This window comes from Gemmatimonadaceae bacterium (assembly GCA_036496605.1).
Classification (GTDB): Bacteria; Gemmatimonadota; Gemmatimonadetes; order Gemmatimonadales; family Gemmatimonadaceae; genus AG2.
The window spans coordinates 76,497-91,826 of sequence record DASXKV010000068.1 but is presented as its reverse complement, the minus strand read 5'-3'; the positions used below and the strand labels follow the sequence as shown (position 1 = coordinate 91,826).

General features: G+C 62.5%; 12 protein-coding genes. 8 read left to right on the top strand and 4 right to left on the bottom strand.

Annotation, left to right across the window (positions count from 1 at the left end; translation table 11 throughout):
- Positions 1–3 precede the first annotated feature (3 nt).
- The gene (locus tag VGH98_25845; GenBank protein ID HEY2379431.1) at positions 4–2,295 is read right to left on the bottom strand and encodes a BamA/TamA family outer membrane protein; all 2,292 of its coding nucleotides are present in this window, start codon (positions 2,293–2,295) and stop codon (positions 4–6) included.
- Complete coding sequence (locus VGH98_25840) at positions 2,295–2,453, bottom strand: hypothetical protein (GenBank protein HEY2379430.1); 159 nt, start codon at positions 2,451–2,453, stop codon at positions 2,295–2,297. The genes VGH98_25845 and VGH98_25840 overlap by 1 nt, the downstream gene beginning before the upstream one ends.
- A 230-nt stretch (positions 2,454–2,683) precedes the next feature.
- On the opposite strand from VGH98_25840, the gene VGH98_25835 reads away from it, so the two are divergent.
- The 4 genes from VGH98_25835 (at position 2,684) to VGH98_25820 (ending at position 6,481) form a co-directional block, all read left to right on the top strand.
- On the top strand, positions 2,684–4,327 hold the full coding sequence (locus tag VGH98_25835; GenBank protein HEY2379429.1) for an ABC transporter substrate-binding protein: 1,644 nt from the start codon (positions 2,684–2,686) through the stop codon (positions 4,325–4,327).
- Positions 4,328–5,245: an ABC transporter permease gene (locus VGH98_25830; GenBank protein HEY2379428.1), complete on the top strand. Its 918-nt coding sequence runs from the start codon at positions 4,328–4,330 to the stop codon at positions 5,243–5,245.
- A 133-nt stretch (positions 5,246–5,378) separates the two neighbouring features.
- On the top strand, positions 5,379–5,693 hold the full coding sequence (locus tag VGH98_25825; GenBank protein HEY2379427.1) for a MazG nucleotide pyrophosphohydrolase domain-containing protein: 315 nt from the start codon (positions 5,379–5,381) through the stop codon (positions 5,691–5,693).
- A 5-nt stretch (positions 5,694–5,698) separates the two neighbouring features.
- Positions 5,699–6,481, top strand: a complete 783-nt coding sequence (locus tag VGH98_25820; GenBank protein ID HEY2379426.1) for a DUF2071 domain-containing protein — start codon at positions 5,699–5,701, stop codon at positions 6,479–6,481.
- A 183-nt stretch (positions 6,482–6,664) separates the two neighbouring features.
- On the opposite strand, the gene VGH98_25815 is transcribed toward VGH98_25820, so the two are convergent.
- Positions 6,665–7,699, bottom strand: a complete 1,035-nt coding sequence (locus VGH98_25815; GenBank protein ID HEY2379425.1) for a YihY/virulence factor BrkB family protein — start codon at positions 7,697–7,699, stop codon at positions 6,665–6,667.
- A gap of 870 nt (positions 7,700–8,569) precedes the next feature.
- On the opposite strand from VGH98_25815, the gene VGH98_25810 reads away from it, so the two are divergent.
- Together VGH98_25810 and thrC are read left to right on the top strand one after the other, a co-directional pair.
- Positions 8,570–11,095, top strand: a complete 2,526-nt coding sequence (locus tag VGH98_25810) for an aspartate kinase (protein ID HEY2379424.1) — start codon at positions 8,570–8,572, stop codon at positions 11,093–11,095.
- Positions 11,092–12,420 carry a threonine synthase gene (gene thrC / locus VGH98_25805; protein HEY2379423.1) on the top strand — a complete coding sequence of 443 codons (1,329 nt, stop codon included), beginning with the start codon at positions 11,092–11,094 and terminating at the stop codon, positions 12,418–12,420. Before VGH98_25810 ends, thrC begins: the two co-directional genes overlap by 4 nt.
- Positions 12,421–12,461: 41 nt before the next feature.
- Here thrC and VGH98_25800 read toward each other — a convergent pair whose 3' ends face one another.
- Positions 12,462–13,484 (bottom strand): NAD(P)/FAD-dependent oxidoreductase, encoded by a 1,023-nt coding sequence (locus tag VGH98_25800; GenBank protein ID HEY2379422.1) that lies wholly within the window; start codon positions 13,482–13,484, stop codon positions 12,462–12,464.
- A 142-nt stretch (positions 13,485–13,626) separates the two neighbouring features.
- Here VGH98_25800 and VGH98_25795 point away from each other — a divergent pair, with 142 nt between their 5' ends.
- Both VGH98_25795 and VGH98_25790 read left to right on the top strand, forming a co-directional pair.
- Positions 13,627–14,661 (top strand): serine/threonine-protein kinase, encoded by a 1,035-nt coding sequence (locus VGH98_25795; protein HEY2379421.1) that lies wholly within the window; start codon positions 13,627–13,629, stop codon positions 14,659–14,661.
- 82 nt (positions 14,662–14,743) lie between these two features.
- Complete coding sequence (locus VGH98_25790; GenBank protein HEY2379420.1) at positions 14,744–15,289, top strand: cob(I)yrinic acid a,c-diamide adenosyltransferase; 546 nt, start codon at positions 14,744–14,746, stop codon at positions 15,287–15,289.
- The last annotated feature ends 41 nt before the right edge of the window (positions 15,290–15,330 follow it).

The following is a 15,330-nucleotide window of genomic DNA, read 5'->3' as shown; positions in this document are numbered from 1 at the left end:
CGATTAGAACTCGGGACCTATCGAGAAAGTAATGGTAAATCTGTTGTACCAATGTGCCGGCAGCGACGGCCGATAAGTGGGATTGCACACCGTATTTGGAACCTGCTGCCACTGGCCGTTCTTGAAAAATGATTTCGATGCATCTGCAGCGGACGTTCCGTCCGGCACTGCACAATACACGTTGACGAAGCCGCCTTTTTGCGCGAGATCCCGGTTCGGCGTGAACAGCGCCTGACCTAAGACCGGGTCGGATGGGTTGTACCCCGCATTGATCTGAATGGGCCCGAGCGGAGTGAAGGCCCGGAGCCCTATTCCCGGGGTGTAGCTGGGGTGGAATCCGCCAAGAGGAAACCTGGTATCCCAGTTCCAAACTGTGCCTGCATCCGTGAAAAACGTGAACTGCAAGAGCCTCGGGAGAATCGGCGAGCGCACTCGGTAGTCGACACTCCCAACCAAAAGGCGGTTGCCGCCCACCGGTACAACTCGGTTCTGCTTCGCAGAGTCGCTAAAGACGAAATAGACCGTGTCCGGGGTAACGTGTTTGATCTGGATCTGCTTCTGTGAGGTGTCCTCGAAAACGTAGAGTAGCGATCCCAGCTCGTTCTGCGGATATCCTCGAACGCTGGCGGCGCCTCCGGCATAGAGACGCTCCTGCTGCGGCGGTTGTGTAACGCCATTCACGTCGGCGCCGCCCCAGACTGATCCAACGTGGAGGCGTAGTGCGAGGACACCGCCTGAAACTGGATGGTACCACGCCGCGTCGCCAACACCCTTCACGAAAGTGAGCTGGGAGCTCGATCCGAGGAAAGTCGCCGAGTTACGTGACTCCGCTCGAATTGCGTACCCGTCCGTCGGGTTCACGGGATTGTCGGTACGCACGCGTGCTGCCGCAACGCTGAATACCGCCAAGGGCAGCAGGCTGAGAGTTTGACGAATGGAAGCGGAATCGCAGCGACTGAAGCCAGCGCAGAGGAGCGTTGGGTCAGCCTCCGTCTTTCCATACTCGATGTTGTAGCCGACGCGGAGCGACGCCGTCGACGACAGCGCTCTGAGCAGGGAGGCTTCGCCACCGATGTAGGTCGTACGCAAATACGCTTTGTACTCGCTCCGTCGCTCCGTGTAGAGTGAGAACGACGGGGTCGCCCACGTCCCGAAGAGCGCCGGTTGACGAAGCGTCGCGTTCAAGGAGTAGTTGGATTTGCTGAACGGGTCTTCGTTCAGATAGTCGTAGCGACAGAGGTTCTGGCGGGTGAAATCAGTCTGCATCACGCCCCAGAGAAGCTTCGACGCCTGACCTGTTAGCTCCAGTCGTTGCGCGCCACCCAGGAAATTCTTGTCGACGATCTGCGCGCGGGCGCGGAAGCAGTCGAGGGTCGCCCAACCCAACTCAGTGTTGAGGTCGCGCATGTAGCCCTCGATCAGCGTAACCTTGAGATCCATGGTCGAATCGGCGACGAGCCTCGCCGTATCGACCACAGGCACGACCTCTACATATCTGAAGGCACTCGTCTGGTACAGATTCCGCTGCGCGTCGATCAGCGCCTGCTCCTTGAACGTGTCGCCAGGACCGATGCCGACGAGCTTGCGAATGATTCGATCGCTGATCTCCTGCTTCTTCCCCTTATTAGGCGTGTCGTAGACGTTCACGGCGCCAATGCGCACCAGGGGACCGGGCAAAAAGGTGATCGCGACGTGCGCCGTTAGGGAGTCTCTGTCGACGTCATAATTGCGCAGAAAGTCCGGCTGCGGATAGCCGACGTTGCGCAGCCGCGCGAGCACCGTCGCCACATCGGCCTGGATTCGATTGAAGTCGTACGGCTTCCCGACTGCCACCCACAAGCCACTTAGGATCTGCTCACGATTCTTGACGGAATCGAGGCCCGCCATCGTTAGGCGCGAAATGAGAACAGGCTTCCCTTCGTCGATCAGGAACTTGACGTTGACCTGATCAGGCCCGGCCGGCGTGAGCAGCGTGTCGACCTTGGCGTTGTAGTAGCCCGCCTGTCGATACAGTAGCTGCAGGCGGTACTTGTCGCGGACCAGCTCGTCCATGTCGAGGCAGCGCCGCGTCCCGAACACTTTCAGATGTCGTCGCGACCATGTCGACGGCGTCGTCGCGATGCGCAACGCAAGCTCGTCGTCGGTGAAGGCGTGATTGCCGATGAAGTCGAGGCTCCGCACTTCCCGATCGCCGGGGTCACACCCAATATCCTGCGCGCTCGCCGACGAGGCCCCCGCCAGGAGCCCGAGGACGACACCCGCCCAAGCCAGCAGCGCGAAAAAGAATCGCCGCATCACCGCCGGCGGCAATTCGGCGCGGTGAGTGATGATCCTCCCGAACGATTCAACACGAGCGGCGCATCGTCGGGGCGAGCGTCAGCAAGCGGCCGGTAGTTGTAATTCGGGTCCACGCCTGGCTCCTCGGCACGAAGCAGATCACTCTGTGCGGACATTCGAACCTCGTATGAGAGCGCTCCCCCTACATACCACGACCCGCCCCGTTGGTTCGGGAGTGCCCACACGCCCGTCGATACAGGACGCGCCCGGCATCACGACGTCAATGCGCGGGCACGTATGATTGACGCTTCGCGGCGCGGCCGGGTAAGTTCTCGCGCGCATGCTAGCGTGTCAACGGCGCCCATCTTCTCCCACGCGCATCGAGAATTCCCCGTTATACCGCGGCGTGCGCCGCGGTTTCTTCGTCGGTCTCGCCGCGCTCGTCGCGTGCTTTGGCGGCGATGTAGCGCCCGATCGACGCACGCTCATCGATTCACGCGACAACTACGATCCACGCTCGCTCGATCCCGCACTCTCGACTGATGTACCGACGGGCCGCGCCGTCGGGTATATCTTCGACGGATTGACGCGTTTTACCCCAACGGCGCAGGTCGAGCCGGGCCTCGCCGAACGATGGGACCTCTCGTCGGATGGCCGCACATACACGTTTCACCTGCGCCGCAGCGTCCACTTCCACGATGGCAGTTCCTTCGGCGCGCGCGACGTGGTCGCCAGCTGGGAGCGAGCGCTCGAGCCCAGTACCAGGAGCTCTGCAAGCGAGTTTCTGTATCCGATCAAGGGCGCCCGAGATTTTCACACGCAGAAAGCAAAGACCGTCGCCGGGCTTTCCGTGCGTGACGACAGCACGATCGTCGTCACGCTCGAGGAGCCACTCGCCGCATTCCTCAAGCTGCTCGCGATGCCAGTTGCGTCCATCGTTCCGCAACGCATCGCACCGAACTTTGGCGAGCGACCGATAGGTACCGGACCCTGGCGATTGATCGACTGGCACCACGATGACTATCTCCTCTTTGCCCGGAACGATCAGTACTTCCTCGGCCCACCAAAGGCCGAGTCCCTCGAGGCGCGGATCATTGCCGAGCCTAGCACGTCCGTCGCGGAGTTCGAGAGCGGGAACGTCGATGTCCTTCAGATACCAGCCGGCCAAATCCGTGAATGGGAGGATGACGAAAGCCGTCGCCCGATGCTCAGCTCCACCCCCGCGCTCGAGCTGGTGTACGTTGGAATCAATACCACGCGCGGCCCGCTCGTCGATCCGCGCGTCCGTCAGGCGATCAACTACGCAGTCGACATCAATACGATCATCGAGCGACTCGTCGCAGGGCGCGGCACACGAGCCGCTGGCGTTATTCCACCGGCACTCGCTGGCTATGACAGCGCTCGTCGTCCCTATCCTTTCAACCCCGCCAAAGCGAAACAGCTTCTTGCCGCCGCAGGCCATCCGAACGGAATTGACGTCGAGCTGTGGGTGTCCATGACCCCGATCTACGTCCGCATCGCAGAGACGATCCAGGCGTATTTGAACGCCGTCGGCATTCGGACGAAGGTTGTGCAGCGAGAGTCCGCCGCGTCACGAGCGGCTGCTCGAAAGGGCGAGACGGATATGATTCTTAAGGACTGGTACGCCGATTATCCCGACGCGGAGAACTTTCTCTATCCATTGCTGTACAGCGGCAACAAAGGATCGGGTGGAAACGTGTCGTTCTACGCCAATACGCGCTTTGATTCCACCGTGCTGGCCGCGCGACGAGAGTTGAATGCGACGAAACGCGCGGCTCTCCTGCGAAGCGCCGATTCGATCGGCTTTGTCGACGCTCCGATGATGTTTCTGTACTTCTATAACGAGCTGTATGCCGTCCAACCGTGGGTCAAGGGATTTCGTCCGCCGGTGATCTTCAATGGCCAGCGCTGGCTCGATGTGTCGCTGAGCGCGGAGCGCGGAGGGCAGAGCACACCTGCGGACAGTGCCCCACACGTCGCGCCGAACGCTCCGCGCTCCACGCGCAACGCTCCTCCCTCCACGCCCTGAATGTCCTTTCTTCTGCGACGCCTGCTCCTCGCGGTGCCGACGCTCTTCGGGGTACTTCTCGTCGCGTTTCTCCTGCTGTACATCGCGCCCGGCGATCCCGTACAGGCGATGATCGGCGAGCACGCCGACGAAGAGACGATCGCGCGGCTACGCGCGCAGCTCCATCTCGACGATCCTCTCCCGCAGCGATTCGGACACTATGTCGCGAGCGTCGCCCGCGGCGATCTCGGACGATCGTACATCACGAACCGGCCGATCACGCAGGACATTCGCGAGCGCTTTCCGAAAACGCTCCAGCTCGCCGGCGCGGCGATGCTGCTCGCCGTGGTCGTCGGCATCACGCTCGGCGTCTTGAGTGCGCGCACCCCGGGCGGATGGTTCGATCGTTTGTCGTTAGGCGTGGCCTATCTCGGGATTTCATTCCCCGTATATTGGGTCGGTTTGCTGCTGATTCTTCTCTTCGCCGTCACGCTGCGCGTCCTGCCGCCATCCGGCTACGGGCGCATGCGCTTCCTGATCCTTCCGGCCCTGGCCCTCGGCATGCGTTCGATCGCTTTTCTCGCGCGCATGACTCGCTCGGCAATGCTCGAGTCGTTGGGCGCGGACTATGTGAGGACGGCGCGCGCCAAGGGCCTCGCCGAGCGTGCGGTCACGATCAAGCACGCCCTGCGGAACGCACTCATTCCAATCATTACCGTCGTCGGCCTCGACTTCGGCGCGTATCTCACCGGGAGCATTCTCACCGAGACGGTGTTTTCGTGGCCGGGCATCGGCCGCTATGTCGTGAACGCCATTGGCCGCCGCGACCTGCCGGCCATTCAAGGAACGGTGCTATTTCTCAGCGCGGTCTTCGTGGTGGTGAATCTCATCACGGATCTCGCCTATGCGAAGGCGGATCCGCGGGTGAGCTATCGGTGAACGGAGGTGCCAGGTAATTGGTGCGCCTAGCACCTAGCACCTAGCACCTAGCACCTAGCACCTAGCACCTAGCAGCTCCGCTAGCTCCTCTCTAGCCCCGATCCCTAGACCCAATCCCCTAGCCCTGGCCCCTGTGCATCTCGCCGACTTCCAACGCTCTGCCCTTCGTACCGTCAACCCTGTGCTCACGGCCGATGAGCGCCTGCTCGACGCGGCCGCGGGATTGGCCGAAGAGGCGGGCGAGGTCTTGGGCCTCGTGCGGAAGCGCGTGTTTCAGCAACGCGAAACGAGCACCGAACGTTTCGTCGAGGAGCTCGGCGATGTCCTCTGGTGTGTCGCCGTCACCGCCGATGCGCTCGGCATCTCGTTAGGTGACGTCGCCGTGGCGAACATTCGAAAGCTCGAGCAGCGGCACCCAGAGGGATTTCAGGCGCGCGATCCGCGTTAGGCGACATGTTCTGGACCGAAGATCCAACGGGCGAAATTGGCCATCGCCCATGGCCGCTCCCGAGTAGTCCGTGGATCATGGCGCAGCGCTGGACCGATTTGCTGTTCGCTCACTGGCCGGTCGACGCCGAAGCACTGCGACGTATCGTTCCACCATCCCTGCCCATCGATCTCTTCGAGGGACGCGCGTGGGTCTCGATCGCGGCGTTCTATCTCAGTCATCTGCGCGCCCGCTGGTTACCGGCGCTTCCGATCGTCTCGGAGTTTCCGGAGCTCAACGTACGAACATATGTCACCTTAGGCAGCAAGCCTGGCGTCTATTTCTTCAGCCTCGATGCTGGTAGCGCCGTCGCGGTCGCTGCCGCCCGCGCGACGTATTTCCTTCCGTACTTTCGCGCGAGCATGAACATCCGCGCCGCTGCTGACGGCACCCTCCAGTATCACAGCCGGCGTATTGACTCCCGCGGCCGTCCGGCGGAGCTGAGCGCGCGCTATCGACCGATTGGGCCGATCAGCCGCGCGAAGCCCGGCTCACTCGATCACTGGCTCACTGAGCGCTATTCCCTGTACGCGATCGATCACGCTGCACGCATTCGTTGCGCCGAAATTCATCATCATCCATGGCCGCTGCAACCGGCCGAAGCCGATATTTCGGTAAATACGATGGCCAGCGCCGGGGGTATCGAGCTTCCGTCGACTGCCCCGCGGCTCTCCTTTGCGTCCCGGCTCGATGTCGTCGTCTGGTCGCCTACGCGAGTGCCCGACGCCAATTCGCCCCAAAAGCGATAATTGGAGTCACGCCGTCTGCCCGACGTCGTTCCGGTGAGTATTCGGTTTGGATCCGCTGTCAACGGCACTGTGTGAGGATCGTTAGGCCACGGCGAGTGAACGTCCCAGCTGAGGCGCCAGCGATGATCACGACGATCAACGCGCCGAGCTCAAAGCGGTTTTGCGGAAGCCATTGGTCCCCGATCACAAGAACAAGTCCGGCGACGAGCGAGAGCACACGGAGAAAGCCGAGCGTCGCAGCGATAGCGCACAGCGCCGAGCCTTCAGCGAGGCGCCGCAGAAGCGCGCCGATCTCGCGCCGCGCGAGGGAACCAGAGCATATCGCCGTGGCACCGACGCACCTGCCATGGGCGATTTCTCGACGGGCTGGTCGACCCGGCCGCTCCCCGCTTGCAGCTCGGCCATCAGCTCGCCAATCGCAAGCAGTACGTACGACGAGTAGTACATCCATGTCAGCAAAACCATTATGGCGCCAATCGCGCCATACGCGGGGTTCAGTTGATTGAACTTCTGCACATATAGCCGGAATAGGAGCGTCGCCGCGATCCAGAGAAGCGTCGCGAGGAGAGCGCCGAGGATGAGAATACGCTTATCCTGGTGCCGGCAGTTCGGCAGAACATAGTAGATCATCCAGAGCACGGCGACGAGGGCGATGAACGCCAGCGGAAACTGAATCACGGTCCAGATGAGCGTCGTGATGCGCTCGAGGCCAAGATGAGTGGCCAGCCAAGCAACGATGCCCTCGCCGTTGATGAGAATCATCGTCGAGGCGACTATAACCGCGCCTGCGACGATGAGCATGCTGAGCTGGACCAGGTACTGCATCCACCAGGGTCGCGTCTCTTCGACGCCGTAGGCCGCGTTGAGCGCCGCGCGAAGCGCGCCGAAAATGCTCGAGCCGGACCAGGCCGCCGTCAACAGGCCGAAGGACAACAAGCCCGGCGCGCCCTTGGCGAAGATCACCTCTTCGATCGTCTTGCCGAGCAGCGAGGCGACATCGCCGGGAAGCGCCGCGGCAATGCGGCCGTTGAACTCGGCCATTACGGTTTGCCTATCGGCGACGAGGCTCAGCAGTGCGGCAAAGAAGAGCAGCAACGGAAAGAGGGCGAAGAAGAGGCTATATGACATCTGCGCGGCATACACGGAAACCTTATCCTTCCCGATCTCGCCCCAGGTCTTCTTCGCGAGCGCCGCGATGTCATAACCTCGAACGACCATGACTCTTGCAATCCCTCGCCTTGGGTCCACTCCTGGATGGGCAAGCGTCGTACCCCAGCTCGTCTCGCGTCGCGAGCGAGCGGACGCGTCACTGAGCACGTCACTGAGGTCATTCGCCGCGATCGGAAAAGCGTCGGGCCATCGAGACGACTTCCGGTCGACCTTCCATGGCGCAACTCCATATATGGTAGTGGACGCAAGAGAACCGCTACGCCGTGTGCGTCCGTCGCGGCGTGGATATCGTTAGGCCGTCTTTGGTTTCTTTTTCGGCTGCACTGACGTTGGGAGGGCGCCTCACGTGACCTTGCCGGCGCCTCACCTCGGCTGACGGCTTGCTCACGTGAGCTGTCCGCGACTCGATGTCATCTACCAACGCCTAGATGTCATCTGTCCTGGAGTCGGTGCCATCCGACCACGAGTCCCTGTCATCTGTCCTGGAGTCGGTGCCATCCGACCACGAGTCGCGGTCTCCTGTCCTGGAGTCGATGCCATCCGACCACGAGTCGCGGTGTCCTATCCTCAACTTTCTGTCTACTGTCCTCGACTCGCTGAGCGATGACCACCGCTCGATGACCTCTGCGCCGATCACGCTGAGTCGAGACAGCGCCTCGTTGTGTGCGAACGTCGAGCTGATGTGCGCGAACTTCCATTCGGGGAGAGTCCATCTCGGCGTGGAACGTCGCTTGACGAACTTCGGGCCGTCCGGGTCAGACGAACGGCGTCCCGCTCTGCTCTTCGAGCCAGACGTGCACTGCTTTCGCTCGCAGCCAGGCAAGAAATGACAACGAGCTGAATGTGACGGCTCGTCGCTCTGGACTCGCTGTGGCATCCTACTGGAGCAGATGCCCATACCGTCGCACTTTGTGGGGCATGAATCCAGTGGTTCACAAATTCGGCGGTATTGCGCTCTCTAACGCGGAAGCGATCCGTCACGCCATTGGAATCGTCGCCAGTGGCCAACAGCACGGCGTTGCGATCATCGCGTCAGCGATGGGCGGCGTTACGGACGGATTATTCGAGATCGCCTCGACGGCGAAGCGTCGCGATCGTGCTCGGACTTCGGAACTCATCGCGGTATTGCGCGACCGTCACGTTCGCACGGCGCGCGAGCTCATGATTGACTCGAACGAGTTGAAGAGTCTTCAGAGAAACATGGACCGCGAGTTCGACGACCTTGCGCGTATCGCTCGGGCGGTCGCTGCCTCGCCGAAGCGACTCACGCCCGCCATGACCGATCGCATAGTTGCCCGTGGCGAGCGACTGGCAGCCCATCTTTTCACCGCGGCGCTCGTCAGCGTCGGCTTCTCCGCCGAATACGTCGACGCAACACGCGTCATCCACGCCAATGGCAGACACGGGAATGCCACTCCGGATTTCGAGCGTACCGGGCGCGCCGTCCGCGACGAGCTTTCGCCACGGATGGAGCGCGGCATAATCCCGGTGGTGCCCGGTTTCATCGCGCGTGGACCGAAAGGCGCTCTCGTGACCCTCGGCCGCGGTGGATCCGACCTCACCGCGACGTTGCTCGGGCGGTCGTTAGGCAACGGCGCAACGACGGTTACGCTCTGGAAGGACGTCCCGGGCGTGCTCACCGCGGACCCTCGAGCCGTACCGGATGCTCGGCTTATCCCGCGGGTGCACGTGCGCGAGGCGGCGGAGCTGGCCTACTACGGCGCGAAGGTTCTGCATCCGCGAGCGCTGCTCGGTCTGACCGAGAAAACACGGCTTTTCATCCGCCCCCTCGCCGACCCCGATGCTGCTGGCACCGAGATCTGTACCCGCCGAGATCGCGGCGCGGAGAAACGTCATCCCGTGCGCGCGGTGACGACCATTGGAGATCAAGCACTTGTCACGATCTCGGGCGACGGAATGGTCGGCGTTCCCGGAATCGCCGCGCGCGCCTTCGACGCCCTGCAGAAGGTTGGAATTTCGGTAGCGCTCATTTCCCAGGCGTCTTCCGAACACTCGATCTGTCTCGCCGTGCCCGGCAGCGTCGCGAGCGAGGCGGAGGCGGCGCTTCGCGACGCCTTTGCGCAGCAACTCGAGGCACGTGAGGTGGAAGGAATCGACGTGCGACCAGGCGCGGCGATCCTCGCTATCGTAGGCCTCGGTATGGCCGGAACGATCGGCGTCGCAGCGCGGCTCTTCGAGGCAATCGCCAGTACCAAGACAAGTGTCATCGCGATTGCACAGGGCGCGTCGGAGCTCAATATCTCCGTGGTCGTGGACGAGAAGAGCGCATCGCGCGTTCAGCGCGCCGTCCACGACGCGTTCCGTCTCAGCAAGATCGGCGGCGGCGCTGCGTCCGTATCGAACAAAGCCGATGTCGTGATCCTCGGCTTCGGACGCATCGGACGCGAGCTCGGGGCGCAATTAACGACCGCGAAAGAAGCGCAGGGACCACACGGTGCTCGCGTCGTCGCGGTCATCGACAGCAGCGGCTACGTTTTCAATCCGCGCGGCATTCCCGGGCGCCAACTTGCAGCGCTCACCAAGGAAAAGGAGTCAGGCGTCGCACTCGCCGACATGCGTGGCGGCATTCGCGCAAACGCGCGCCAGGCGCTCGACGATGTCGCGCAGCACGCGCTCTCGAGACCGATCCTCGTTGACGTCACAGCTGGAGACACGGCCGACATACTCGAGACCGCGCTGCACGCCGGAATGGACATCGTGCTCGCCAACAAGCGGCCACTCGCTTCCGCGAGCGGTTCGACGGGAGGCCTGCGGCGTGCCGCCGCGGCGCGCGGCCGACGCCTGCTCCATGAAGCAACCGTCGGCGCCGGACTCCCAATCATCGACACAATCAAGAAATTGCAGGAGTCGGGCGATGAGATCCTGCGGATCGAAGGCTGCCCCTCGGGAACGCTCGGCTACCTCTTCGGCGAGCTCGGACGCGGTGCATCCTTCTCCGCGGCGCTCCGTACCGCAATGGAGTTGGGCTACACCGAACCCGATCCGCGCGAAGATCTTTCTGGTATGGACGTCGCTCGTAAGGCGCTGATTCTGAGCCGATTGCTCGGCTTCGAGGGCGAGCTCGAAGCCGTAGAAGTCGAGTCACTGGTACCGGCCCACTTGCGCGACGCGACCTTGAGCCAATTCATCGCTCGACTCGACGAGATGGATCGCGCGTGGCACGAGCGAGTAGACCGAGCGCGCTCCGCGGAGAATGTGCTGCGCTATCGCGCGACCGTAACGCCAGTCAGCGTACACGTCGGGCTCGTCGGTGTTTCGTTGGGCAGCTCGTTTGCCACGCTCACGGGTACGGATAACCAGTTCGCCATAACGACGTCGCGATATCGCACCAACCCGATCGTCATCACCGGCCCGGGCGCTGGCGTGGCGGTGACCGCTGCCGGCGTCCTCAATGACGTCCTCAAGATCGCGGGGTCGCGATGACGTCGATCGAGACGTCGCACACGAAACAACGCTGCGACGATTGCGGGAACGAGCTTGGGGCGCTGGAGATCATCACTCAATGCCCTCGCTGCGGTGGACTGCTGGCGCTGGAGTACAAGGCGCCAGCCGAGAGGGGAAAGAAGCTCCGTGCGCGCTTCGATGGGCGTCGCGCGGCGGCGTTGGGGTATGACCCAGTGGCGGGTGACGCGATTCCGCTCGACGCCTCCGGAGTCTGGCGCTACCGGGAGCTGGTCCTGCCCGATGCGAAGGCGAGCGATGTCGTGACGCATCCCGAGGGGAATACGCCTCTCCTGCAGCGCGCGTTCGCTTCGAAATGGACCGGCGTCAACGCGCTGCTGCTCAAACATGAGGGAGCAAATCCGACTGGATCATTCAAGGATCGCGGTATGACGGTGGCGGTCACGCAAGCGCGTCGGGTCGGGGCCTCTGCCGTTGCCTGCGCCTCCACTGGAAATACTGCCGCCTCGCTCGCCTCTTATGCCGCGCACGCAGGGCTCCCCGCGCTCGTCCTCGTGCCGAGCGGTCATGTGTCGTTAGGCAAGCTCGCCCAGTCGCTTGCGTACGGCGCGCGGACGCTTCTCGTTCGCGGCGACTTCGACGATTGTATGCGTCTCGCGCGCGAGGCCGCCGAGCATCTCGGCGTCTACCTCGCCAACTCGATCAATCCCTACCGTATCGCTGGGCAGAAGACGATCGTGATCGAGCTGCTCCAGCAGTTGAGTTGGCGCGCGCCGGACTGGATCACGCTCCCCGCGGGCAATCTCGGAAACACGTCAGCCTTCGGCGCTGCTCTCGAGAACGCCTTCAATCTCGGGTTGATCGAGAAGATGCCGCGCATTGCGGCGGTGCAGGCCTCCGGCGCCGCGCCATTCGCCGCGAGCTATCGCGACGATTTCCGTACGCGACACACGATGCGCGCCGAGACCGTGGCGACCGCGATTCGCATCGGCGATCCGGCCTCGTACAGCCGCGCCGTGCGCGTCATCCGTGAGACGAATGGCGTCGTCCTCGACGTTTCCGATGCCGCGATTCTCGAGGCCAAAGCCATCGTCGACGCCTCGGGCGTCGGCTGCGAGCCCGCGAGCGCCGCCAGTGTCGCCGGAGTTCGCGAGCTCGTTAGGCGAGGCGTGATCCGCCCCGACGAGGTGGTGGTCGCCGTGCTGACGGGGCACATCCTCAAGGACCCCGGGATCCTTCTTCAGTACCACCGCGAAACCGAGCCCGCGCCGACGCACGCAAACCGGCCGATCGAGATCGATGCGCAGTTGAGCGCAGTGCAACGCGTTCTACAATCCGCTCACTAGAAGTCGTCGCCGGTGGACCTGGTCCCTGGGCACCCGGCCGTTCAGTCGTCCTTCTGGCCGAAGATAGCCATGTTCGATGAATGCCCAGGCGCGACCTTCTTCTCGGGATAGATCCAGTGGACCGCCTGATTCACCGCCGTCGCTGCCTCACCGAATCCTGTCGCAATCAATTTGAGCTTTCCAGGATACGTCGTGACGTCGCCCGCAGCCCAGATGCCCACTCGGCCAGTCTCCATCTGGCTGTTCACCACGATCTCGTCCTTCTCGATCGTTAGGCCCCACTCTCCGATTGCGCCCATGTCGCTCACGAAGCCGAGCATCGGCAGCACGACGTCGATCTCGACGTCGCGCGTCGACTTCGCCTTGATGTCACGCAACACGACATGCGAGAAGTGCTCGCCTCCGTTCCGGCACTGGATGTCGTGCAGCTCGTGGAAGGCGTAGAGATCCGCGCTACCCGAACTTACCGCCGCTCGAAACTCGGCGACCGTTGCGTCGTGCGCCCGGAATCGATCGCTGCGGTGCGCCAGCGCAACTCGTGAGGCGCGTCCGATGAGCTGCGTCCCCCAATCGAACGCCGAATCGCCACCGCCGATGATCAGCACTCGCTGATCACGAAATGCCTCGGGATCGGTCACGACGTCGTAAATCCCGCGGCCGTACCACGGCTCCGCGCATCGCTGCGGCAACCGGCGGGGCGAAAAAGCTCCGATGCCAGCCGCTACGATGATCGTCCGCGTCGGAAATCGGTCTTTTTCCGTGACGAGGACGAACTGATTTCCGTCCTGCTCTAAGCCGGTCACGCGGTGCGTCAGGTGAATCGGCTGTTGAAAGCGTCCCGCCTGTTCGACGAGCGATTTCACCAAATCCTTCGCGAGCACCTGCGGAACGCCGGCAACGTCAAAGATGTACTTCTCGGGATACAGAGCGGTCAGCTGTCCGCCTGCGTCCGGAAGCGCATCAATGATTTGCGCCGACGCACCTCGCATGCCCGCGTAAAAAAGGGCGAAGAGTCCCGTTGGCCCTCCGCCAATGATGGTAATGTCTTTGATCTCCTCAGCCATCCGCTAACGTTCGCCGCTCGCCCGGACTGATACAAGCCGCTCGCTTCGCTCACGGCGAAATCTACTTGAAGTCGCTCGACATTCGGTCTCGTGCATCCCTCACGTCTCACGATCCACGCTCCGCGCTCAACTCTCCGCGCTAATGATCGATCCGAATCGCCACCTCGAGTATCACGGCACTTTCAAGCTCGTGAACAAGATTGCCGAAGGTGGCATGGCGACGGTCTACGAAGCCCAGCAGCTCGGACCCTCTGGCTTCTCCAAGCGCATCGCGCTGAAGGTAATTCATCCTCATTACGCTCAGCGGCCGGAATTCCTTCAGCTCTTCATCGACGAAGCGAAGCTCTCCGCCAACCTGATGCACGGTAACATCGTGCAGATCTATCAGCTCGGTGAAGTGGCTGGCGACTACTTCATCGCGATGGAGTTCATTCCCGGCCCAACGCTGCGCAGCATCATCGATCGCCATCGAGACGTCGGACGAGCGATGCCGCAGACCCTCGCGGCGTACATCGCCAGCCGCGTCTGCCGCGCCCTCGATTTCGCGCACAATTTCGTTGGACCCGACGGCCATCGTCTCGACATCGTCCACCGCGACGTGTCGCCTGGAAACGTGATGGTCACCTGGGACGGCCACATCAAGCTCGCCGATTTTGGAATCGCGAAAGCGCGCACCTCGATCGATCCCGCATCGGATGGCATTCGCATCGGGAAGAAGCATTACATGAGTCCGGAGCAGCTCACCGGTCTCGCAGTCGACGGCCGCAGCGACGTGTTCTCGCTCGGTCTCGTGCTGTACGAGCTCCTCGCGCTCGAGCGGCTCTTCCGCGAGGACATCACGGCCAAAGCGCTGGCAGAGATTGCCGTCGATCCGCTGCCATCGATCCGCGATCTCGTCACCAATCTGGACGAGGAGCTCGAGCGCATCATACTCGCCGCCCTCGAGCGCGATCCGTCGCGTCGGCCCACCGCCGCGGCGCTCGGCCACGCTCTGGACCAGTGGGTGCTGGCGCAGCAAGAGGTCGCGAGCCCCGACAAGCTCGAGACCCATCTCGCGCAACTCTTCCCAGGATCCTACCAGCCACCGACCGTCGACGACGAGGACACGGAGTTCACGAACCTGAAGTCGGCGCTGAATCGGAGTTGGTGGAAGAAAAGCCTCGGGGTAAGGGGCTAGCTGAGGTGATAGGTGCTTCGGTGCTAGACTTCACACTGCTAGCACCGAGTACCTAACACCTAAGCAGCCTAGCACCTCGAACGTGCGCATCTACACCCGTACTGGCGATTCCGGAGACACCGGCTTGTTTGGTGGCGGACGTGTCGCCAAGAGCCACCCACGCGTCGAAGCCTACGGCGACGTCGACGAGCTCAATGCAGCGATCGGATTCGCCAGATCGATCGAGCAGCTGCCGCGCATCGATGAAGTGCTCGTTCCAATTCAGCGCGATCTCTTCGCCATTGGCGCATTGCTAGCAACACCCGACCGCGAAAAGATGCGCCAGCACCTCGAGAAGGCACGCGTCGACGCCGACCGGATCACGCAGCTGGAATACGCGATCGACGAGGGGGATGGTGAGCTCGAACCCCTAAAGTCCTTCATCGTTCCCGGTGGCTCACCAAAAGCGGCGGCCCTGCATGTCGCCCGAACGGTCTGCCGGCGCGCCGAGCGACGCGTCGTCGCGCTCGGAGAGAGCGAGAAAATACCCGATGTCGTCGTCATTTATCTCAACAGGCTCTCTGATCTGCTTTTCACACTCGCGAGGGTGGCGAATCGCCGCGCAGGAACGGGCGAAGTCACATGGTGATCTCCGTCACATCATCGTAACCGGAATCGTCTTAAGACCGT